The organism is Methanocalculus pumilus (genome assembly GCF_055382585.1).
The window spans coordinates 1,289,764-1,309,022 of record NZ_AP042393.1; the positions used below are offsets into that span (position 1 = coordinate 1,289,764).

Below are 19,259 nucleotides of genomic sequence, written 5' to 3' on the forward strand. Positions count from 1 at the left end.
GAAGCATCGGTTCATCCTGCACGTATGGAAAACCATATTTTACGAAACGATCATTATTGATCATGACAAACAAAGGGCTGGAGTTACATCTACCGCGTTTGTATCATTCTTTGCGGGATATGACGACGCATTGCCGTTGCACAAGGGGGGTTGTCCACCAGTGATCCGATTCCTGGCAACCACAATAGCCGCTTTTGTGGCATATCTCTTTTTGACAGCCGGATCAGGAACGGTCATTCTCTGGTCTGAAACCGAACTGATCATCGGCTTTATACTGGCAATCATTGTTGGTCTCGCCTCATACCGGATATTCTGCAGGAGCGGAAGTCTCCGTATGGCAAACCCCATACGCCTCATTCTTCTGCCCGTCTATGCAATTATTCCGCTCTTCATCGAGATGGCACGGGCAAATATCGATGTCGCCATCCGGGTGATAACCGGAAACGTGAAGCCGGGTATTGTCAGGGTGAATACCGGGATGAAGACAGATCTCGGCATGCTGCTTCTGGCAAACTCGATCACCCTCACCCCCGGGACGCTCTCGGTTGATGTTGATGATGCAACAAAGCAGTTGTATGTGCATCTGATCAATGTCCCGGATGAACTCCGTGATAAGAAGGTGGTTGATGCGCGTGAGCTCTTCTCATTCTTTAATATACCTGGCTAGATCAGGAGGATTGCAGAATGAACGATATCTTCTTCTTCGCAATTGCAGTTCTCGGACTTTTGATACTCTTTTCTGCACTGAGGCTTGCAATCGGGCCGACAGCACCGGACAGGGTCGTTGCTCTTGATACAATCAACACCCTTATTGTCGGGGCGATGATTCTCCTTGCCGTCTATCTCGGGCAGACGATCTTTGTGGATGTGGCGATCGTGTATGCCCTCCTCTCATTCCTCGGAACCATCGCCATTTCGAAGTATATCGGAGGAGAATTATGATTCAGACAGCAGCAATGATATGCCTTGGAATCGGTATACTCTTCAATACACTCGGAGTTATCGGTATCCTCAGGTTCCCTGATGTCTATACCCGTCTCCATGCAGAGACGAAGATGACGACATTCGGAACAATATTCCTCGCACTCGGGGTCATCCTCTATGCCGGAGGAATGTTGGCCGGAACAAACGACAGCCAGTACCTTACCCTTGCAATCCATACTGCAATCGCCGTTATTGCCCTTGCATTCACAAATGCAACCGGTTCCCATGCCATCGCACGGGCCGCACATAGAAGCGGGCAGTTGCCAGACCCTTCAGTTGTCGATCGCCTCCTGGAGGTGAAGTCCCGTGATTGAAATAATCCTTCACGCATTCATCCTCACCGGGATGATTGTTTCAGCAATTCTGGTCTTTAAATTCAAGGACCTCGTATCAGCAGCAGTCGCATTCGGGCTCTTCAGTTTCCTCCTGGCAATTGAATTCTATCTCCTTCAGGCACCCGATGTTGCCATTGCAGAAGCTGCTATCGGAGCCGGACTCACGACTGCTGCTTTCATGATCGCAATCCGGGGCACCACAAGACAGGAGGGTGATGAGGCATGAAGAAGAAACTCTCCATCATCATTACCATCCTGATGATCGGGATGCTCGGTGTGATTGTGAGCGGACTTACCTTTGGCGATCCCGTCGATCATCCAATGGACCGGTATTTCATTGAGAACAGCCAGCAGCAGAGTGGTGCAAATAATGTTGTCACTGCCGTCCTCTTCGACTACAGGGGTTTTGATACCCTCGGGGAAGCGGCGGTGCTCTTTACAGCTGCTCTTGGTGCCAGCCTTGTTCTGAGAAGACGGAGGGATGATTAATGCAGATGAGTTCAATTGTAAAAACAACAGCGGATATTCTCTTTCCGTTCATCCTGATATATGGATTCTATATCATTATCCATGGCCATCTCACCCCGGGCGGAGGGTTCCAGGGCGGTGCCATCCTCGCATCGGGAGTTCTCCTCCTCCTTCTGGCATACCGTTATACCGAGAGCACGAGCGTTGTCAGACAGGTGATGATGAAGAGCTTTGAGTCTGCAGGACTGCTCCTCTTCATCATTGCTGCCCTCTCTGCGATGGCAATAGGTGCGGGATTCTTCTTCAACTGGTTATCACCAGGTGGATTCATCTTTGGTGATATCGTTGCATTTGGATCCGGTGCGGCAAACCTGAATACCGGAGGGCTGATCCCGATCATGAATCTGGCTGTTGGTATTGAAGTCGTAGGAGCGATCAGCGTGATCCTGCTTGCACTCCTCTCAGGGATAAAGGAGAAGATCTGATGATCGAACAGATACCATACCTGGCTGTAGTCCTGATCGCAGGGATTGGGATTGCCACAATTCTCCTGAAGAAGAATCTGATCAAGATGATCATGGGGCTTGCTATCATCGAGGGTGCGGCAAACCTCTTCCTCGTTACTCTCGGGTACCGCGAAGGAGGGATTGCCCCCATCTTCACCAGTGCTCCGAGCGGAGAGATGGTGCTCCCTACCGTGCAGGCGATGACTCTCACAAACATTGTCATCGGATTTGCAACAACAGCGCTTCTCCTTGCCTTTGCGATCATGATCTATAGGAAATATGGATCAGTCGAAACAAACAACATCAGGAGGCTGAGGGAATGAGCCAGTATGCAGCGTTATTACTGGCAATTCCCCTGCTCGCGGCATTTGCGATGCCGCTTATCGGGTTGATCGGACGGCGGGTGCGTAATTCATGGGCAATTATCGCCATGCTCGCAACGGTTGCAGCAGCCCTGATCCTTGTCTGGGAAGTCCTGACACAGGGAACAATCGTCTACGCATTCGGCGCATTCGATTCTGCGCAGGCTATACCCTTTGATTCCGGCGGAGTGCCGATTCGGATCCTCTTTGTGATCGATGCGATGTCGGCATTCATGATCCTGACTGCAGCGATCATGATGTTTGCCGCTACCCTGTACTCGATCTCAAGTGAGTCCGAACAGACCGGGCAGGACGGGTACTATGCCCTCCTCTTCCTGCTGATGGCCGGAATCTTTGGGATGGTCTCAACAGGGGATCTCTTCAACTTCTTCGTCTTCCTCGAGATCAACTCGCTCGCCGGTGCAGCACTTGCCGCATACCGGATCAAGGGCGGTGTTGCGGTTGAGGGAGGCCTGAAGTATGCGTTCATCTCGACTGTTGCGGGCCTCTTCTTCCTCATTGCAGTCGGGATGCTCTATGGCCAGTACAACTCGCTCAATATCGCCTATATCGCCTCGGTGATCGATTTTACCGGTCTTTCGCTTGTGGCAGTCGTCCTGATGGTCGTCTCGCTCGCGATGAAGTCCGGATCGGTTCCGATGCACTTCTGGACACCGGATACCTATTCGAGTGCACCATCTTCAATCACAGCGCTCCTGATCGTCTCCAGTATGGCAAGCCTCTATGCGATCTTCAGGATTGCATTCAGCTTATTCGGCCTGACGATGAACGTGGTGACTGTTGGCTGGGTGATCATCATCCTCGGTATCCTCTCGATGTTCATCGGTGTCTCGATGGCGCTCCCACAGAAGGATGTGAAGCGGCTGATGGCATACCACTCAGTCTCACAGATTGGATACATGCTTGTCGGACTTGGTGTCGGTCTCGCGGTGCTTGGTGATTCCCAGATGCTCGCACAGTTTGGGGTTGTCGCGATGGAGGGAGGGATCTTCCATATCATCAACTATGCCCTCTACAAGGGCCTCCTCTTCCTGATCGCAGGCGCAGTCATCTATCGGTGTGGAACCGCAAACCTGAACGATCTGGGAGGACTCGGCCATTCGATGAAATGGACGATGGGATTCTTTATCATTGCAGCACTTGCAATTGCAGGCATCCCGCCCTTTAACGGCTTTGCTTCCAAACTGATGATCTATGAATCGGTCTTCATATTCAACCCCTTCATCGCGGTGATTGCAATGGTGGTCTCAATAATGACGCTTGCGTCTTTTGTCAAGGTCTTCCATTCGATCTTCATGGGACCAAAGCTTCCTCAATATGAGGCGGTGAAGGAAGTGCCGATGCCGATGCTCATTGGAATGGGACTTCTTGCTGTTCTGATCATACTCTTCGGGCTCTTCCCGGATCTCGTTGTGAATACGCTCGTTGAACCCGCCGCACTGGCACTTATCGACAAAACCGGCTATATCGCCTCTGTAATGGGAGGGATCTGATATGGATATTACAGCAACCCTTTTCACAGGAACGGGATTCTGGAATCCGATCATCTGGATTCTGGCGTTTCTGATCACAAGCATCGTGGCGTACCTGATCTGGAGGAGCGGGGTTTCAACATACCAGAAAGGGACAGAACAGGTAAAACCATACCTCTCGGGCAATGCAGAACCAGAGAAGAACGCGGTGCATATCCGCGGTGGAAACCTCTACTGGGGGTTCACCGAGGGGCTGAAAGGATATTATTCCCGCCTGGTTCCGCTCCATACGGGAGATCTGAATGATTATATGCTCTGGTACTTTGGTGTTATAATTGCCGTCTTCGCATTGGTGGTGATCTTCCTATGACACTCTCCCCATCTTTCAAGCGATCCCTCTGGGTATTCCACTTCAATGCAGGATCCTGCAATGGATGTGATATCGAGATCGTCGCAACGATCACCCCCCGCTATGATCCCGAACGTTTCGGCGTGAGACTTGTTGGATCTCCAAAGCATGCGGATGTCCTGCTTGTGACAGGACCGGTGACAAAGAAGATGGCACCGAGGCTCAGGCGTGTATACGAACAGATGCCCTCACCAAAGGTTGTCATCTGTATCGGGACATGCGGGCAGTCCGGCGGGGTCTTCTATGACTCATATAACCTGGATGGGCCAGTTGATGAGATCATTCCGGTGGATGTCTATGTCCCGGGATGTGCTCCCCGGCCAGAGGCGATCATCTATGGTGTCGTCACAGCACTTACAAAACTTGAACGGATAGAAGGAGGTGAAGAATGAACGAGACGATACTGACACCACAGGAACTGATCGACCGGTTCACCACAGCATTTGGTGATTTGGTCTCTGATCCAAGAATTCAGATCCGGGCTGAAGGTGCAAAGAAGAACCCAAATACGAATATCTGGATGACCATCACCCGTGATGCATTGAAGCCGGCAATCTCTATGTTAAAGGAGATCTCCTACCCGCATCTTTCAGTGATTTCAGGCTGGGATGCCGGAGAGGAGCTTCGCATGCAGTACATCTTCTCGATCTATTTCGGTGAGAGGCATGGGGAATATATGGTGATCTTCACAGTTCCCCTCAAAAAGAATGACCTCGTGCTCCCGACCATCACCGATATCATGCCGGGGGCGCTCTTCACCGAGCGGGAGAAACAGGAGATGTTCGGCGTGAAAATTCAGGATATCCCGGACGGACGGCGGCTCTTCCTGCCAGAAGACTTCCCCGAGGGCGTCTACCCTCTCAGAAAAGACGAGACCGGTATCCCCGATACAATGGTGAAGCACCTCTGGGAGGTGGGGCGTCCGACGAATCGTCCCGCACCACCGGTAACCGAGAAGGAAGAAGAGCCAAAGGCTGATCCTGAGGAGAAGAAGGTGAAGAAAGAAGAGAAGAAGTCTGAAGCGGAGGTGAAGACAGATGAGTGACGATAGTCCCGGGAAGAAAGCTCCCTATGTCGTCCCGATCGGCCCGATCCATCCGGCACTCAAAGAGCCTGTCCAGTTCCTCTTTGAGATGGAAGGCGAGGTTGTCAGGAAGGCGGACTTTGCTCCCGGCCAGACGCACCGCGGGATTGAATGGATGGGGATGCACAGAAACCCGGTCCAGATCGTCCACCTGACCGATCGGATCTGCGGAATCTGCGGAGTAACCCATTCGTTAGCGTTTGCACGGGCAGTCGAGCAGATCGTTGATATCGAGGTCCCGGCACGGGCAGATTATATCCGGGTGATCATCGCTGAGCTCGAGCGGGTCCAGTCTCATCTCCTCTGGGCAGGTGTTGCTGCCCATGAACTCGGGTTTGATACCCTCTTCTATCTCGCATGGCGTGTCCGCGAGGAGTCGATGGATGTGATCGAGTACATCACCGGCAACCGTGTCAACTATGGCCTTGTGCAGATCGGAGGAGTGAGGAGGGATATTGTCCCGGAACAGCACCCGACTATTCTGAAATGCCTGGACGGGTACCGGGAACTCCTTGGGAAGATGCTGAACCTCTTCCTCAATGACACAACAATTGCAATCCGGTGTAAAGGTACAGGATTACTCACCTTTGAGAAAGCCCTCGAACTCTCCTGCGTCGGTCCAACCGCACGGGCATCCGGGGTAATGAAGGACCTCAGGCATGATTACCCCTATTCGGCATATGGGGATCTCGACATCTTCCCTATTTTACCATCTGCCTATGGCGGCGAGATCAACGGTGATGTCTATGACCGGATCATCGTCCGTCTCCTTGAGATCGAGCAGTCCATCGGGATCATCGAGACCTGCCTCAAAGAGATGCCGGAAGGGGCGATCCTCTGGGAGCCGAAACTTCCAAAGCTCCTCTCTGCCTGCAAGAAGGCACAGGGCGAGGCGGTTGGTCGGCACGAGGCTCCACGGGGCGAATGCCTCCACTATGTGGCAATGGACGGGCATGAGGCTCCAGCGATGTGGAAGGTGAAGGCATCCAGCTATAGCAATCTTCACTCGTGGATTCCGATGCTCGAAGGCGAACAGCTTGCTGATGTCCCGATCATCGTCGCCTCGATCGATCCCTGCCTCTCCTGCACTGACAGGGTTGCTGTAGTCCGTGGCATAAAGCAGGATCTGATGACAAAGGAAGATCTCCATCGGCTCTCGGTTGAGAAGACACGGAGGATACAGGGATGCTGAGCATTGAGACCGTTCTGGTGACCGTTCTCGCTGCTATTGCCCTCTCGATCATCGGGATTGCTCTTGGGCTGATCCTCCTTGGAATCGATCGAAGGATCTCGGCCCGGATGCAGGCGCGGATCGGCCCCCCCCTCCGCCAGCCCTTTATTGATCTGAGGAAGCTCCTCTCGAAAGAGAATGTCATCCCCGGAAATGCGATACCGTCGATCTTCAATGCCGCTCCCATTGTAGCGCTCGCTTCATCAATTGTGGTGCTCCTGTACCTCCCGATCGGCTCGATGATGCCGATCCTCGGCGGCTATGGCGATCTGATCCTGGTGATGTACCTCCTTGCGGTTCCCGCACTTGCGATGGTTGCAGGAGGTTTTGCCTCCGGATCACCCTATGCAACCGTTGGTGCACAACGTGAGATGGTGAGCATGATCGCATACGAGCTCCCGCTTGCCTCCATTGTGATCGCGGTCGCCTGGCTCCTCTATTCATCAGGAGTTGCCGATCCCTTCGCACTCTCAAGTATTGTGGCAAACCCGATCTGGTCACTGGTCGGACCCCTTGGGATGGTGGGGCTCTTCATTCTGCTCCTCACCTTTGCCTGGGTGTCGCCGGCTGAGCTCTCGAAGATCCCCTTCGACACCCCTGAAGCAGAGACTGAGCTTGCCGGGGGAGTGCTTGTTGAGTATTCAGGCAAGAACCTCGGCCTCTTCACGGTTGCGCAGGGTGTGAAGACGCTGGTGATGGGCGGGCTTGCAGTTGCAATCTTCTTCCCATGGAATCTCTCACCACTGCTTGGATTTGCCGGCTATGCTGCCCTTGCAGTTGATGCCGCATTCTTCTTCGCAAAGGTAATAGTCCTGATGATCATCTCGGTTACGGTTATAAAAACCGGTCTTGCGAGATTTAGAATCACCCATGTCGTCACCCTCTTCTGGGTATGGCTTGGACTTGCCGGACTCTTTGGCCTCTCGCTTGTGATCCTTGATTCGGTGCTGGCGGGGTGGTTCTAAATGGCGCTTCCGATGATCCGGGAGATCCTCTCACAGGTCTTTAAGACACCTGCGACAAACCCCTTCCCATCACGGTTCCTCCCGCCATCAGTGACAGAGTTCCTGAAGAAGGTGGGTGCGGGAGAAGCCACAATCAACCCCCCGGTTGCAACACCTCCTCAATTCCGCGGCAGGATCGTCTATGACCGGGACGGCTGTATCGGATGCAATCTCTGCATCCGGGTCTGCCCCGCACATGCAATCGAGTTCATCCCTGAGACGAAACGGATCAGGATTTATGTAGGTCAGTGCATCTTCTGTTCACAGTGTAATGACATCTGCCCAAAAGGCGTCCTCACCATGAGCCCGGAGTTTCTGCTCGCAGCAGAGGATCGGTTTGCCGAAAGCCAGATTGTGGAATAATCAAAGCCTCTCCAGAGAGGCATACTCTCCTTTTTTCAGTACGTTAATGAGCGCCTCAGCCGCAGTCTCTGCAGCAGGCGAGAGCCCCTCCCCAGGCTCGATGGTCTCCGGCTGGATCCCGATGAAGAGGATCTTTGGAATGTCAGATGACAGATAGTGGATCAGGTGTGAGAGCGGCAGCATGTGGGTGCCGATGCTCGTATCATCGATCTGATCGGGGGGGATGATCCGGATACTTCCTGCGGGAAGGCCCATATCCGCAGCATCCACGATAACAAGCAGTTCCGGTTCCAGACGCCGGATCGGGGCGGTGAAGTTCTCTGGTGCCGTTCCGCCATGAAATGCTCTCATTCCATCTGAAGAGAAGCAGTTTGAAGAGAAACTATCGGCTATCCAACAGCCGACACCATCATCTGAGAGGAGCGTGTTTCCAACGCCAAGGAGGATCTTCATTGTAGATAGATCTCATCCTTCAGACTACATCAACCTGCTTTTTTTTGCAGGAAGAGAAGCAGGCTACTCAGGAGAGAATCCGGAAGAGGTAGAACCTGAACTCCCGCTTTTTATAGGCACTGGATCACAATAGGATCCCACATAACCATCCATTTCCTCAATTTATCCTCGATATGGGCTTGTAATCGAAAGTACTTTATACTATCATGTGCCCATATTGTGTAGGCACACCATGGAACCGATTCGAAGGATCAAAAAGTCTGGCGACAGAGAATACTGGTACGAAGAAACACCCTATTACGACCCGGTATCAAAACAGACTCGATATAAAAACTCCAAATATCTTGGACGAAATATTGACGGAAAGCCCGTTCGTATGCGGGATGCACCACCAGAAGTCAGGGAAAAGATCAGGAAAAATACCAAAACTGTAGCTGTCCGTTCTGCCTACGACCATGGATCAGTCATGCTCCTCACGCAGATCATGCATGACCTGAAACTGGATCAATATCTGCATGAGATTCTTAATGACTCAGATGCTGCAATGGTAACTGCACTTGCACTCAACCGGATTATCAGACCACTGGCAATGAAAGATGTCGGGGCATGGTACGCCGGAACCACTCTCGCTCTTGATTCGCCACAGATTACTCTTACCGGACAGAGAATCAGTGAACTGCTTGCTCGAATCGGGTCCAGCACTGTTCCCCAACAACTGATGACGAGACTCCTGGAAGAGAACAGGACGAAAAGGACACTGATTTATGATATCACCAGTCTCTCCAGTCATTCTTCTCTGATGAACCTTCTTGAATACGGATATAACAGGGATGGCGTGTCACTTCCCCAGATTAATCTCTCACTCATCATGGACAAGGAACTTGGTATCCCGGTGATGTACGATCTCTATCCAGGGAGTATGTTTTCGCCGATTCCTTTTGATCCCCCCTTTATATAGGTGCGCCGATCCAAATTGATCCCCCTTTTTGCCAAAAACCGCCACTTCCCTTTAAATAGGGTATGAGGTGGCACAAAGGGTGAAAGAAATGGTAGAAATCAAAGAGATCCTCGACTGTTATGAGAAATATGGGAGTATCAAAAAGACCGCACAACGCCTTGATGTGTCCATCAATACCGTGAGACGCTATCTTCGCCAGATGAAACAGATGGAGAATGGAGAACTCCCTGACTTTCTCACAGCCAATCCTGTGGTAATCCAACCTTCCCGCGTCCTCACCGATGAGGTAAAAGAGAAGATCCATGGATACCTCGAATCGAGTGAGTGTAATCGTGGGAAACAACGTATCACTGCAAAACGCATCCATCAGCTCCTCACAACGCGAGATGGTTACTCGATCGGCTATACTACCGTCAAAGATGAGGTCCGTCGCTGGAAAAGAGAACACTCGTTCCGTGAGACATTCATTGAACAGGAACCTCCCGTAGGATGGCGTGGCGAATTCGACTTTGCAGACGTTGTGCTGTGTATTGGGCGTGAAGAGTGCACATTCTCCTGTGGAGGAATGGTCTTACCCTCCTCTCTGTATCGATTTGGCCGTTTATTCCGGCATTCAGGACATCTGGAAGTAGTCCAGACCCATATCGACTTTTTCAATGAAATTGGAGCCGTTCCAGAGACTATCTTCTATGATCGGCTCGGTGTCGTCTATAATTCCCGGTTGAAACGGCTGAATGACAATTTCCTTCGTTTTGCAGTACATTATGGGTTTACACCTCATGTATGCAATGCTGCCTCACCTCAGGAAAAGGGCACAGATGAAGAGACTGTTGGCTATATCCGGAGATATGCATTCGGTGAACGTGACTCATTTGACACGTTCCAGGAGGCGTGCCAGTGGTTCTCCACCTGTATTGACGAGATAAACCATCTTCCGGCATACCGCCGTGACCTGACACCGGCTGAGGGGCTGGAGGTTGAACGTACACACATGAAACCCCTTCCTTCACTTGAATATACAAACTGTCACACCAGAAGAGCCACCCTGAACAAATATTCCATGGTTCGATACGAGAACACCTCCTATTCCGTTCCGACAACCTATCGTGGCAGGACAATCACCATGCAGGCGTATGTCGATACTATTCGCCTGATCGATGGTGAACAGGTCATTGCTACTCATCCCCGCCGTTCAAACAGCCCGGAGCCGGTCTCGGATATCCGTCATTACATCAAGACGTTCCACCGAAAACCAAGAGCGCTTGCCAATTCAAAAGTCTTCAACCAATGTGATCCACGACTCAAGCATCTCTTCACCCATCAGTGTCGAGGTGATCCAAAAGAGTTCCTCCCCATCCTTGATCTGGTCAATGACACTTCAGAAGAGGCGTTCTGTGGAGTTCTGGATCTGCTGAGTGAAGAGAATATGCCCATCACCTATGATACACTCAGATTCTTCCTCTTCCAGAATCCAGTCCAGATGATTGAACCTTTTGATTTTCAGGATGCCTTCTCTGTACCCCAACTTTGCCATTAACAAGAAATATATGTGTTCTTAGTGATGTTTGAATTGAACCAAAATGCAAACAAAACTAAGAACTAATCAGATTGAACCGAATGAGAATATATCCTTTCCTATCGGTACCCTTCTTCTCGTTGAAAGGCTGTATGAAACCCTGAATTTATCCTCTGTTTTCGGGAAACACAAGACAAGAGGTATCGACATCAATAATCTGCTTCAAGCTCTTGTCAGCTACAAAATGACGGATAACTTCAGCATAAAGCGGTCTCACGAATGGATCAACCGGCCTGAAGTGCTTACCGAATTCTCTCTCCCATCATTCAGTGAAAGAACACTCTACCGTGTCCTTGAAACCCTTGGTGCCAACCGTGAAGAGATCATCTCCGATATCCAGGACATCCTGTTTGAGAGGTATGAATTTGAGCATACAAACATCAACATGGACTGGACCAGCATTGTTCTTCATGGTACCAAGGCTCCGCTTGGAAAGTATGGCTACAGTCGTGATCATCGGCCAGATAAAAAACAGATCACCGTTGGTGTCACAGAACTTGCCGACCCGATCAATGTCCCGATTGGGCTGACAATCGAACCCGGCAATCTCAATGATCAGATCCACTTCAAGAAGACCTATCAGCAATCAAGCGGCAGTCTCAGAGAGGGTTCTCTGGTAATATTTGATAAAGGAGCGAACAGTGTCGCCAATATCCAGATGATCCGGGCAGATAATATGCAGTACATCACCGGAAAGAAGCTCAACAAGAGCGACGACAAGATAATCGCCAAATTTGAGACATATAATCCTCAGATGGTTGATGAGGAATCTGGGACCCGCGGGATTAAAATCGAGAAACCGAACAGTATCAATTATCTCTACTTCTCAGAAAAACTGCAGAAAGAGCAGCTGGAATCCAGAGCCCGAAAAGTTGTGCGAGAGATAAAAGAAGCGAAGGCCATTCAGGAGAGTATTGACAAGAATAAGGGTCTTCCAAAGCGATTCCGGATAAACAATCTTCTTGTTGATGTGGATTACTCCATCCAGACAAAGCTGATTGAACTCTCCGAAGATGATGCCGTCAGGCTTCTTGAAGATAAGTTCATCACCGGCAGAGAGGGATTCTTCTGCCTGAAATCGAGTAAGAATTTGACACTTACTGAAGCCCTTCTGACCTATCGAAAAAAGGACTCGATCGAGAAGATATTCAACTCTCTCAAGAACGAGATCGAGATCAAACCATTGCGTGTATGGACTGATAACAGCATTTACGGTGCGTTAATCATTGGGTTTCTTGCACAGTTATTCATCTCACTGGTCCGATTTGAGATCCCGGAACTAAAGCATACGTCAACGACATTCATCAAAAAGGCGCTATCGAATTTGACAGTTACGGTTGATTCGTGGATGAGGAAGACAAAAAGGTTCATTCACTCCAATTTTGATGCCATTAACACGATGATTTTACGGCATAATTGGACGGTTACATGAAGTTTTGATGGGAAAATCGTCAACTGTCAAATACAGTTTCCCGATGAAATTCTGGAAAAAATAGATCGCAGTAGTGGATGCTCTCATTGGGTGGCTGAACCCAAAGTGGCAAACTTAGGCTGTACCCAAACCAGATCTGGATACCTATGACGACCTCCTCAGGAGGCGGAGAGAATGAATCTCGATTTCCTCTGCAAAGAGCTCCGTATTGGTGGCGTTCATTCGTATATCCTGGAGAATTATCCTGACAGACCTGATATTGAGGAGATATTTATCTCGGCACTCGAGGCTGAACAGGAGAAACGAAAGGTGAATCGCCAGATGCGTGCTCTGAGGCAGGCAGGATTTCCAACGATGAAGAGATTTGAGGATCTGGTTGGAGAGCACCTTCCCGAGGATGGGAAACATGCGGTGCCTGGATTGAGGAATCTTGGTTTCATCCCCGAGAGAAGGAACGTGATCCTCATTGGAAATGCCGGGACTGGCAAGACGCATATGGCGATCAGTACAGGTGTTCTGGCCTGTGAAGCCGGGTATCGTGTGCTCTTTCGGACCGCTGCAGGACTGATCAACGAGATGATCGAGGCACGGCATGAGAACCGGTTGACACTCTATCTCCGCCAGTTCAAGAAGATTGATCTGCTGATTCTGGATGAACTTGGGTATGTGAGTTTTGATCTTGCTGCTGCAGAACTGTTGTTTCAGCTGCTTGCAACTCGATATGAAACGATGTCAACGATCATCACCTCGAATCTCAGTTTTTCCGAGTGGGTGAAAGTGTTTCATGATCCGGCACTGACCGGTGCGATTTTGGATCGGATCACTCAGAACGCGATTATCCTGAACATGAACGGGAAGAGTTACCGAAGAGAGAAAAAAGCATAATCATTAAATCTTGAGTTAAGGAGATCGGGTACACTACACCATTTATCATCCTGTTAATTTCCATCATATTTTCGCCCATTTTCTGATCGTGCCATGAAATGTATCGAAAGCTTTATTGTAGTGTAGTGTTTATATAACACTACAATGACCTGGATTCGGCGTATGAAAAAGGGGGACAAAGTATACCTGTGTGAATACCGGAGTGTCAGAGAAGGGAAGAAGGTCCGGAGTGAGTTTGTCAGATACCTGGGGATCGAAGGTGACCAGGAGAAGGTACCTCTCCCAAAGAAAACCATGATAGACTGGAAACCACCTGAACGATCCGTTCGGGCAGGTGATGTGACCGTTCTCTGGTCAATTGCCAGTGAGATGATGATGCCCGAGATTATTGACCGGATATGCGGCCGTAAAGGACGGAGAAAAACCAATAGTCCGGGGAAACTTCTGACATTGTGGGCGATTAACCGGGCGCTGGATCCTGAAAGTACAACCAATCTTGAAGAATGGATTGCGAGCACATCACTCCCTGAACTGGCACAGTTATCACCAAAAGGAAGTGATAGAGATGCGTTTTATGCGGCTCTTGATTGTATCTGCTCTGAGGATCCGGCAACAGGCCATCTCGTCAACAATACTCCGGCAATTGATGAGTCATTGTATGCGAAATGGAGAGATCTTCACCCAATACCAAATGGAGAATCAGAGTTTCTTGCATATGATATGACATCGACCCTCACCTATGGAGCCAGCTGCCCTCTTGCTGAAAAAGGACATAGTGCTGAGGACTGGCGACACCGACAGTTCAACCTCTCTCTTTTGGTTTCCAAATACGATTCTCAGCCACTGGCTCATATGGTTCATCCCGGAAATCACTCTTCGATGACCACTATGCAGCACGTTATTCCCCGGCTGTCCGACTTTGCAATACATAATGGAACTATTATCTGGGATAGAGGGAATACCTCGAAAAAAACGGTTGTCGCATTGGAGAAAATGGGATGGAAGGTTGTGTGCGGTGTCCCAAAGATCTCAAATGAAGTGAAAAGCATCATTATGGCAACCGAGGTTCCGGAAGATCCCGAGTCTTTGGTTCCCTGCAAGAAGACCGGAGAGTTGTATGCATGTACGGCTGTGGCTCCGTTCTATGGCCAGGAACGGAAAGTGGTCATCTATAAAAACGTCACAAAAGCGGCCAAATCGCTTATTCGGAGAAACAAAGCAATCTATGAGATTTCACATGAGTTAGATCAGCTGAGGGGCAAACGATCGTTCAAATCGCAAAGAGATCTGGCGAGTGCGATAAAAGCGATTGTCAATGGCTGGAGCAGCTTTTTTACGATACAGTACCCGGAAGATGAAAACCAGATATCCTTCTCCTGGTCGCTTAATCAGAAAAGAGTTGATGATGCTAAAGCGATGGATGGAAAATTTCTGTTGTATGCAACAGATGAGACGTTTACCGCTCAGGAGATTGTCAGGATGTATCTTGAAAAAGACTTCATCGAGAAGGTTTTCAGGACAGTCAAGACAGATGAGGAGTTAAAACCAATCCGCCACAGATTGGAGTCGCGGGTCAGGGCCATATTTTTTGTCTGCACATTGGCGTACCGATTACTGGCTGCCCTTCGTTGGAAGATCAATTCATCGAATTCTCGATATGTGACGTTATCAGCAACTCAATTTCTCAGAAAACTTGGAAGGGTCGAGAAATTAGAGGTGGATTTTGGGAAAGAGTATGAGGTGTTCTATGTGAATGTGATGAAGGATCTCAGTGAACAGGTGGTAGCACTTGGTATGAACGATCTCTTTGCGACTCGAAGGTTTCTGAAGGAGTAGTGTACATAAACTCCGTAATTCAGGTTAAATATGATTATCCAAGAGTGAGTATTTAAAGGGGGGATCAGTTCGGATCGGCGTTAGGGGATCAATTTGGATCGGCCAATACATTTTCATGGAGTATGAGGTGATCTGAGGAATATGGTGATAAAATTAAGGTCAATAAAAGAATGGTGTGGACAGTGCTTCAGGTGACTGACCACTTACTCAAAAACAAAAATGAAGGAAGATAAGCTGAAATCAGCTATTTCACACTACCTTTTTTAAAGATATCGGGCCGGAACCAACTGCCCCTCTTTACTCCCCGGCTTCCATTTACACCGAATCCGGATCACTCCAGATCCCATAAGGGGCTGCCCCAGACAGATCCGAGATTAATTGTGAGATAGATATCTTTGAGCTGCAAGGTCTGTGGAACTTCAAATATCAGAGTACCCTGGGCCAATTCTTTTCTATTGAGCGTCTGTTGCCTATACATCTGACCAAACGATGTATGGGCGCTCGTCTGGATAGGTTTGAAGGTATCGCCCCCGCCATGAAGTGTAAATGACGAGATTGGCGGAGTCTGGATGGTGTATCTCCGCCCATCCATATTGCCCCGGTGAGTGACTTTGATGAATACAGCAATATATTTTCGACCAGATGGTGCGGTGACGTACACCGTTCCACCATCTGTCTCATACCAGAAGGTGGTGAGCACCCGTCCATATTCCGGATAGATGGATATCTCGTTACTCCGTGTTGCATCCATATAGATGAAGGGAGTTTTCTTTGGGAGGAGATCATCTGGTTTTGCCGGTTGAGCAAGCTGTGAGAGCTGGAAGGTATAGAGGCTCCTCTCATCTACCTCTCCGGGTTCAATCGGTATATCCTTCAGCGCAGAATCCAGATATTCTGTTCCTGATGCCAGAATACCGAGAGCCTCCCGCCGTTCATTCTCTGAAGCAGGAAGCCCACGCTGGAGATAGGTGGCGGCTTTCATGAACTGCATCATTGCATGCTGATAATCGCGTTTTCTGTCGCTTTCATCTGGAGATACATACATCGCCTCAACCTCATTGAAGCTCTGCTGGGCAAGGGTGTGGAGAGCATCCAAATTCGTGTTGAAAATATTGGTGTTTGACTGATCTATTGCAATAATCATCTGCATTGTGATGATTGTCAGCGGTATAGCCTCTCTTTTGATGGTATCAAGGAACCGCTCATCATCGTACTCTATGGCTGGGACGATCGCTTCAGGTTCCGGATCCAGCGGGAGTTCCGGGGTGGTATTCACAACAAGAACTGTTGTTCCAAAATATTTCGAGAGCGCGGCAAATGCCGGAGGAGTTTCTGATTCTGCAGAAGCGATAGATGATGGAGGAGATGCAGGATTAGCCTCTGTCTCCATTGGAGGAGCAGTTGAAAAAATAATTGCTGTGAGAAAGAGTGTTGCGATGAGGATCATAACCGCATTGAGGTAGGCTTCTTTGATCGGTTTTTTCGGAGCATTCTCCGATCCAAGCTTCGCTCTATCTGTTGAGAGTTCAGATGACCTGTCTTTCCTCTTTTCTGACTCATCCGGTGGCACTATCGATTCAGGAACAGGAATCTCTTCTTGTTGCTCTCTCTCATCACCGGTTCCCGGGAGAATATCTGTTGTGAAAGAAGCGAGATCCAGATTGGCAGGGTCATCTGGATCAAGTAAAATAAGTGCTCCATTATTTATCCAGATGCATTCACCGTTCCTGAATTTAACTTGTTTCTGATATCCTTTGTATCGTTCTCCAATGATCCTGCCAACACCATAGTAATGGTGCTTTACCACATCCCCACATGATAGCATAATCCGGGTCAACACCACCTTGGAATTTCCAGTATATATTATAAGACTGTAATGGACTAGGGGGGGCTCCCATTCACCTCCCATACAGTGCTGCTTCCTATCACCGATCATCAGCCCGGTAAAGCGCAGTTGAGGTACTCATACCGACACGTGATCAGTCACTGGATTCTTCGTATAGTAATGATCACCCTGTACTCAGATAAAATGTATGATGAGACCTCCCGGAAGACGGAAGATCCCAAACCGGATTTTCCCTCATCTGATCGTCGCAATCATCCACAGTGGGGGCAAAAATGGTTGAAAAGGAGTGTGAGAGATCACTCGAAATTCCATGAGATGGTGCCATCGGTTGATCCGAGATTAACAGAGAGATAGACCGTATCGGTGGTGAGGGTGTCGGGCACCTCAAAGAGAAGTGAACTCTGGCTGGATTCGCGGCGGTCAAGTGACTTCTGCGTGTACATCTCTCCAAGCGAGGTGAATCTCTCTGTGGTGATCGGCTTATATGATCCTTCAGGACCATAAAGGGTGAATGCGGAGAGTGGAGGTGTCTGGATTGTATACTTCTTCCCATCCAGGTTGCCGCGATGGGATATTATTAAATATACCTGCATATACGAACTCCCTTCAGGGGCATTTATGTGCCGTGTTTTTGTTTCAAGGCCGGTTTTCTCCTCATAATAGAATTTCTGAATGTTACGGGCATATTGAGGGGAGAGAGATATCTCATTGCTCCTGGTGCTATCGTAATAGACAAACGGCATGCCTGCCTGTCGGATATCATCCGGCCAGGGAACCTCCTGAGCCGAATGAAGAGCCATCGTATCCGGTATCTCTGATACCTTCATGCAGTTGATGTTCCGGACTGCATTATCCAATAACTCGACTGCATTTGTAAGGGAAGCATATGCAACTCTCCGTTCGGCAAAAAATTCTGGTGATCCATCTTTGAGAGTCCGGGTGACCTCTATAAAAGTCTCCATTGATTCCAGAAAGACCTGTTTTCTCCCGAGGTGATGATCCTCGACATCAAGCGGTTCAACCTGTTCCTGAAGATCAAGGGCGAGATTATGAAGCCTTTCTGCAGTACTCCGGAGGTTGGTCTGATCGTTTTGATCGAGTGCAATAATACACTGAAGGGAGAGAAGGTTTAATGTAAAGGATTCATTGCCAAGTATCCTTAAGAAGATCTCATCATCAGTTGGAGAGATAATAACGGATGTATTCTCTGTCTGGTTCAGAGCATCAGACCCTGTCAGATTATTCCTTTCAGACTTTCCAAAATATGTATTCAGAAAATTCATCAGATCAAATGGTTCATCCTCTTCCATCTCATCTGGTTCAGGGGGAAATCCATCTTCATCAACGGAGTTCTCAGATGCCAGATGCTCTGGTGTGGACGATGACTGCTGATCGGTTGAGGCGGCCAACCCTTGAGGCAGGATAATGCAGCTGATGAGCACACAACTCACCAGGACCAGAAATTGACGGCTGGATATCATAGAGGAAGCATTGAATGCATCTTTTTCATAGTATCTGTACTGGATAGGTATGTCTTTTTTTAGCGAAAAACAGACCTACTCATCGTTTTCAAGATCCGTGGATCTTCATTCCGGGATCTGATCCCAGGAACTGATAACATTTTATCTGACGGTAATCAATAAAAACGTTTCTCACATGCAAAATCTGCCAGCGATGATGATGAGCCCGGGCCGGAGTATGCGGTATAGTATCAGGATCCCTCTGGCAGAACATACCTGACAGTACCAGAAGAAACGAATACAAAAGAGATGCGCCGACCGGGACTCGAACCCGGGTTTAGGCGTTGGCAACGCCTAGTGATAACCACTACACTATCGGCGCACTCCGGACATCTCTGCCCTGCGACCTTACTTTATAGGAATTGTCCGTATTTATTCATATCGATCTTTCATCGATTGGTGGTTATTCACAGACCTGACGAATGACAGGATCGATCCGACGACCATGCAATCAGAGAGATCAGACGATTGAATGTAACAAATAACATCGTCTCTGAAATATCGTCATCTTAAT

At 49.1% G+C, this 19,259-nt stretch carries 21 protein-coding genes, 1 tRNA gene and 1 pseudogene; 19 read left to right on the plus strand and 4 right to left on the minus strand.

All coding sequences use genetic code 11. The features are described 5' to 3' along the window. Positions 1-160 precede the first annotated feature (160 nt). The 14 genes from ACZ44I_RS06755 to ACZ44I_RS06820 are packed head-to-tail and all read left to right on the plus strand — an operon-like array spanning position 161 to position 8,239. Positions 161-667 carry a Na+/H+ antiporter subunit E gene (locus ACZ44I_RS06755; RefSeq protein WP_464551409.1) on the plus strand — a complete coding sequence of 169 codons (507 nt, stop codon included), beginning with the start codon at positions 161-163 and terminating at the stop codon, positions 665-667. 17 nt (positions 668-684) lie between these two features. Continuing rightward, positions 685-942, plus strand: coding sequence for a cation:proton antiporter (locus tag ACZ44I_RS06760; protein ID WP_464551407.1), 258 nt, complete (start codon positions 685-687; stop codon positions 940-942). Further along, positions 939-1,298, plus strand: a complete 360-nt coding sequence (gene mnhG / locus ACZ44I_RS06765; protein ID WP_464551405.1) for a monovalent cation/H(+) antiporter subunit G — start codon at positions 939-941, stop codon at positions 1,296-1,298. The genes ACZ44I_RS06760 and mnhG overlap by 4 nt, the downstream gene beginning before the upstream one ends. Next, the gene (locus ACZ44I_RS06770; RefSeq protein WP_464551404.1) at positions 1,291-1,545 is read left to right on the plus strand and encodes a hydrogenase subunit MbhD domain-containing protein; all 255 of its coding nucleotides are present in this window, start codon (positions 1,291-1,293) and stop codon (positions 1,543-1,545) included. Before mnhG ends, ACZ44I_RS06770 begins: the two co-directional genes overlap by 8 nt. Next, the gene (gene mbhE / locus ACZ44I_RS06775) at positions 1,542-1,808 is read left to right on the plus strand and encodes a hydrogen gas-evolving membrane-bound hydrogenase subunit E (protein WP_464551402.1); all 267 of its coding nucleotides are present in this window, start codon (positions 1,542-1,544) and stop codon (positions 1,806-1,808) included. Before ACZ44I_RS06770 ends, mbhE begins: the two co-directional genes overlap by 4 nt. Next, positions 1,808-2,272 (plus strand): MnhB domain-containing protein, encoded by a 465-nt coding sequence (locus tag ACZ44I_RS06780; protein WP_464551400.1) that lies wholly within the window; start codon positions 1,808-1,810, stop codon positions 2,270-2,272. Before mbhE ends, ACZ44I_RS06780 begins: the two co-directional genes overlap by 1 nt. Then, on the plus strand, positions 2,272-2,616 hold the full coding sequence (locus tag ACZ44I_RS06785; RefSeq protein WP_464551398.1) for a sodium:proton antiporter: 345 nt from the start codon (positions 2,272-2,274) through the stop codon (positions 2,614-2,616). Before ACZ44I_RS06780 ends, ACZ44I_RS06785 begins: the two co-directional genes overlap by 1 nt. Continuing rightward, complete coding sequence (locus ACZ44I_RS06790) at positions 2,613-4,169, plus strand: proton-conducting transporter transmembrane domain-containing protein (protein ID WP_464551396.1); 1,557 nt, start codon at positions 2,613-2,615, stop codon at positions 4,167-4,169. The genes ACZ44I_RS06785 and ACZ44I_RS06790 overlap by 4 nt, the downstream gene beginning before the upstream one ends. Position 4,170: 1 nt before the next feature. After that, positions 4,171-4,518 (plus strand): hydrogenase, encoded by a 348-nt coding sequence (locus ACZ44I_RS06795; RefSeq protein ID WP_464551394.1) that lies wholly within the window; start codon positions 4,171-4,173, stop codon positions 4,516-4,518. Next, positions 4,515-4,949 (plus strand): NADH-quinone oxidoreductase subunit B family protein, encoded by a 435-nt coding sequence (locus tag ACZ44I_RS06800; protein WP_464551392.1) that lies wholly within the window; start codon positions 4,515-4,517, stop codon positions 4,947-4,949. The genes ACZ44I_RS06795 and ACZ44I_RS06800 overlap by 4 nt, the downstream gene beginning before the upstream one ends. Beyond that, positions 4,946-5,602 carry an NADH-quinone oxidoreductase subunit C gene (locus ACZ44I_RS06805; RefSeq protein ID WP_464551390.1) on the plus strand — a complete coding sequence of 219 codons (657 nt, stop codon included), beginning with the start codon at positions 4,946-4,948 and terminating at the stop codon, positions 5,600-5,602. The genes ACZ44I_RS06800 and ACZ44I_RS06805 overlap by 4 nt, the downstream gene beginning before the upstream one ends. Further along, entirely contained in the window at positions 5,595-6,833 is a 1,239-nt protein-coding gene (locus ACZ44I_RS06810; RefSeq protein ID WP_464551388.1) for a hydrogenase large subunit, read from the plus strand. Before ACZ44I_RS06805 ends, ACZ44I_RS06810 begins: the two co-directional genes overlap by 8 nt. Next, entirely contained in the window at positions 6,827-7,837 is a 1,011-nt protein-coding gene (locus tag ACZ44I_RS06815) for a respiratory chain complex I subunit 1 family protein (protein WP_464551386.1), read from the plus strand. Before ACZ44I_RS06810 ends, ACZ44I_RS06815 begins: the two co-directional genes overlap by 7 nt. Next, positions 7,838-8,239: a 4Fe-4S dicluster domain-containing protein gene (locus tag ACZ44I_RS06820; RefSeq protein ID WP_464551384.1), complete on the plus strand. Its 402-nt coding sequence runs from the start codon at positions 7,838-7,840 to the stop codon at positions 8,237-8,239. Here ACZ44I_RS06820 and hycI read toward each other — a convergent pair whose 3' ends face one another. After that, positions 8,240-8,692: a hydrogenase maturation peptidase HycI gene (gene hycI, locus ACZ44I_RS06825; RefSeq protein ID WP_464551382.1), complete on the minus strand. Its 453-nt coding sequence runs from the start codon at positions 8,690-8,692 to the stop codon at positions 8,240-8,242. It abuts the gene before it with no gap. A 232-nt stretch (positions 8,693-8,924) separates the two neighbouring features. Between hycI and ACZ44I_RS06830 the strand changes: the two are divergent. The 5 genes and pseudogenes from ACZ44I_RS06830 to ACZ44I_RS06850 all read left to right on the plus strand — a co-directional run. Next, positions 8,925-9,614 (plus strand): annotated as a pseudogene (locus ACZ44I_RS06830) (IS1634 family transposase); the annotation flags it as partial. 124 nt (positions 9,615-9,738) lie between these two features. After that, positions 9,739-11,187 carry an IS21 family transposase gene (gene istA / locus ACZ44I_RS06835; protein WP_464576438.1) on the plus strand — a complete coding sequence of 483 codons (1,449 nt, stop codon included), beginning with the start codon at positions 9,739-9,741 and terminating at the stop codon, positions 11,185-11,187. Between the two features lie 43 nt (positions 11,188-11,230). Next, positions 11,231-12,658: an IS1634 family transposase gene (locus ACZ44I_RS06840; protein ID WP_464576440.1), complete on the plus strand. Its 1,428-nt coding sequence runs from the start codon at positions 11,231-11,233 to the stop codon at positions 12,656-12,658. A 174-nt stretch (positions 12,659-12,832) separates the two neighbouring features. Further along, positions 12,833-13,543, plus strand: coding sequence for an IS21-like element helper ATPase IstB (gene istB / locus ACZ44I_RS06845; protein ID WP_464551378.1), 711 nt, complete (start codon positions 12,833-12,835; stop codon positions 13,541-13,543). 144 nt (positions 13,544-13,687) lie between these two features. Beyond that, positions 13,688-15,379, plus strand: coding sequence for an IS1634 family transposase (locus ACZ44I_RS06850; RefSeq protein WP_464551376.1), 1,692 nt, complete (start codon positions 13,688-13,690; stop codon positions 15,377-15,379). Between the two features lie 331 nt (positions 15,380-15,710). Here the strand turns inward: ACZ44I_RS06850 and ACZ44I_RS06855 are convergent, their stop codons facing one another. The 3 genes from ACZ44I_RS06855 to ACZ44I_RS06865 all read right to left on the minus strand — a co-directional run bounded on the left by ACZ44I_RS06855 (position 15,711) and on the right by ACZ44I_RS06865 (position 19,067). After that, positions 15,711-17,204 carry a hypothetical protein gene (locus ACZ44I_RS06855; RefSeq protein WP_464551374.1) on the minus strand — a complete coding sequence of 498 codons (1,494 nt, stop codon included), beginning with the start codon at positions 17,202-17,204 and terminating at the stop codon, positions 15,711-15,713. Positions 17,205-17,521: 317 nt separating this feature from the next. Further along, positions 17,522-18,667 carry a hypothetical protein gene (locus ACZ44I_RS06860; RefSeq protein ID WP_464551372.1) on the minus strand — a complete coding sequence of 382 codons (1,146 nt, stop codon included), beginning with the start codon at positions 18,665-18,667 and terminating at the stop codon, positions 17,522-17,524. A gap of 328 nt (positions 18,668-18,995) precedes the next feature. Next, positions 18,996-19,067, minus strand: a tRNA-Gly gene (locus ACZ44I_RS06865). Positions 19,068-19,259: the final 192 nt, after the last annotated feature.

What these genes read in the sequence shown, in the direction of transcription:
- ACZ44I_RS06760 (WP_464551407.1), top strand. Translation starts at nt 685, where the DNA reads ATGAACGATATCTTCTTCTTCGCAATTGCAGTTCTCGGACTTTTGATA.
- mnhG (WP_464551405.1), top strand. Translation starts at nt 939, where the DNA reads ATGATTCAGACAGCAGCAATGATATGCCTTGGAATCGGTATACTCTTC.
- mbhE (WP_464551402.1), top strand. Translation starts at nt 1,542, where the DNA reads ATGAAGAAGAAACTCTCCATCATCATTACCATCCTGATGATCGGGATG.
- ACZ44I_RS06780 (WP_464551400.1), top strand. Translation starts at nt 1,808, where the DNA reads ATGCAGATGAGTTCAATTGTAAAAACAACAGCGGATATTCTCTTTCCG.
- ACZ44I_RS06785 (WP_464551398.1), top strand. Translation starts at nt 2,272, where the DNA reads ATGATCGAACAGATACCATACCTGGCTGTAGTCCTGATCGCAGGGATT.
- ACZ44I_RS06790 (WP_464551396.1), top strand. Translation starts at nt 2,613, where the DNA reads ATGAGCCAGTATGCAGCGTTATTACTGGCAATTCCCCTGCTCGCGGCA.
- ACZ44I_RS06795 (WP_464551394.1), top strand. Translation starts at nt 4,171, where the DNA reads ATGGATATTACAGCAACCCTTTTCACAGGAACGGGATTCTGGAATCCG.
- ACZ44I_RS06800 (WP_464551392.1), top strand. Translation starts at nt 4,515, where the DNA reads ATGACACTCTCCCCATCTTTCAAGCGATCCCTCTGGGTATTCCACTTC.
- ACZ44I_RS06805 (WP_464551390.1), top strand. Translation starts at nt 4,946, where the DNA reads ATGAACGAGACGATACTGACACCACAGGAACTGATCGACCGGTTCACC.
- ACZ44I_RS06810 (WP_464551388.1), top strand. Translation starts at nt 5,595, where the DNA reads ATGAGTGACGATAGTCCCGGGAAGAAAGCTCCCTATGTCGTCCCGATC.
- ACZ44I_RS06815 (WP_464551386.1), top strand. Translation starts at nt 6,827, where the DNA reads ATGCTGAGCATTGAGACCGTTCTGGTGACCGTTCTCGCTGCTATTGCC.
- ACZ44I_RS06820 (WP_464551384.1), top strand. Translation starts at nt 7,838, where the DNA reads ATGGCGCTTCCGATGATCCGGGAGATCCTCTCACAGGTCTTTAAGACA.
- hycI (WP_464551382.1), bottom strand. Translation starts at nt 8,692, where the DNA reads ATGAAGATCCTCCTTGGCGTTGGAAACACGCTCCTCTCAGATGATGGT.
- istA (WP_464576438.1), top strand. Translation starts at nt 9,739, where the DNA reads ATGGTAGAAATCAAAGAGATCCTCGACTGTTATGAGAAATATGGGAGT.
- ACZ44I_RS06840 (WP_464576440.1), top strand. Translation starts at nt 11,231, where the DNA reads ATGCAAACAAAACTAAGAACTAATCAGATTGAACCGAATGAGAATATA.
- istB (WP_464551378.1), top strand. Translation starts at nt 12,833, where the DNA reads ATGAATCTCGATTTCCTCTGCAAAGAGCTCCGTATTGGTGGCGTTCAT.
- ACZ44I_RS06850 (WP_464551376.1), top strand. Translation starts at nt 13,688, where the DNA reads ATGACCTGGATTCGGCGTATGAAAAAGGGGGACAAAGTATACCTGTGT.
- ACZ44I_RS06855 (WP_464551374.1), bottom strand. Translation starts at nt 17,204, where the DNA reads ATGCTATCATGTGGGGATGTGGTAAAGCACCATTACTATGGTGTTGGC.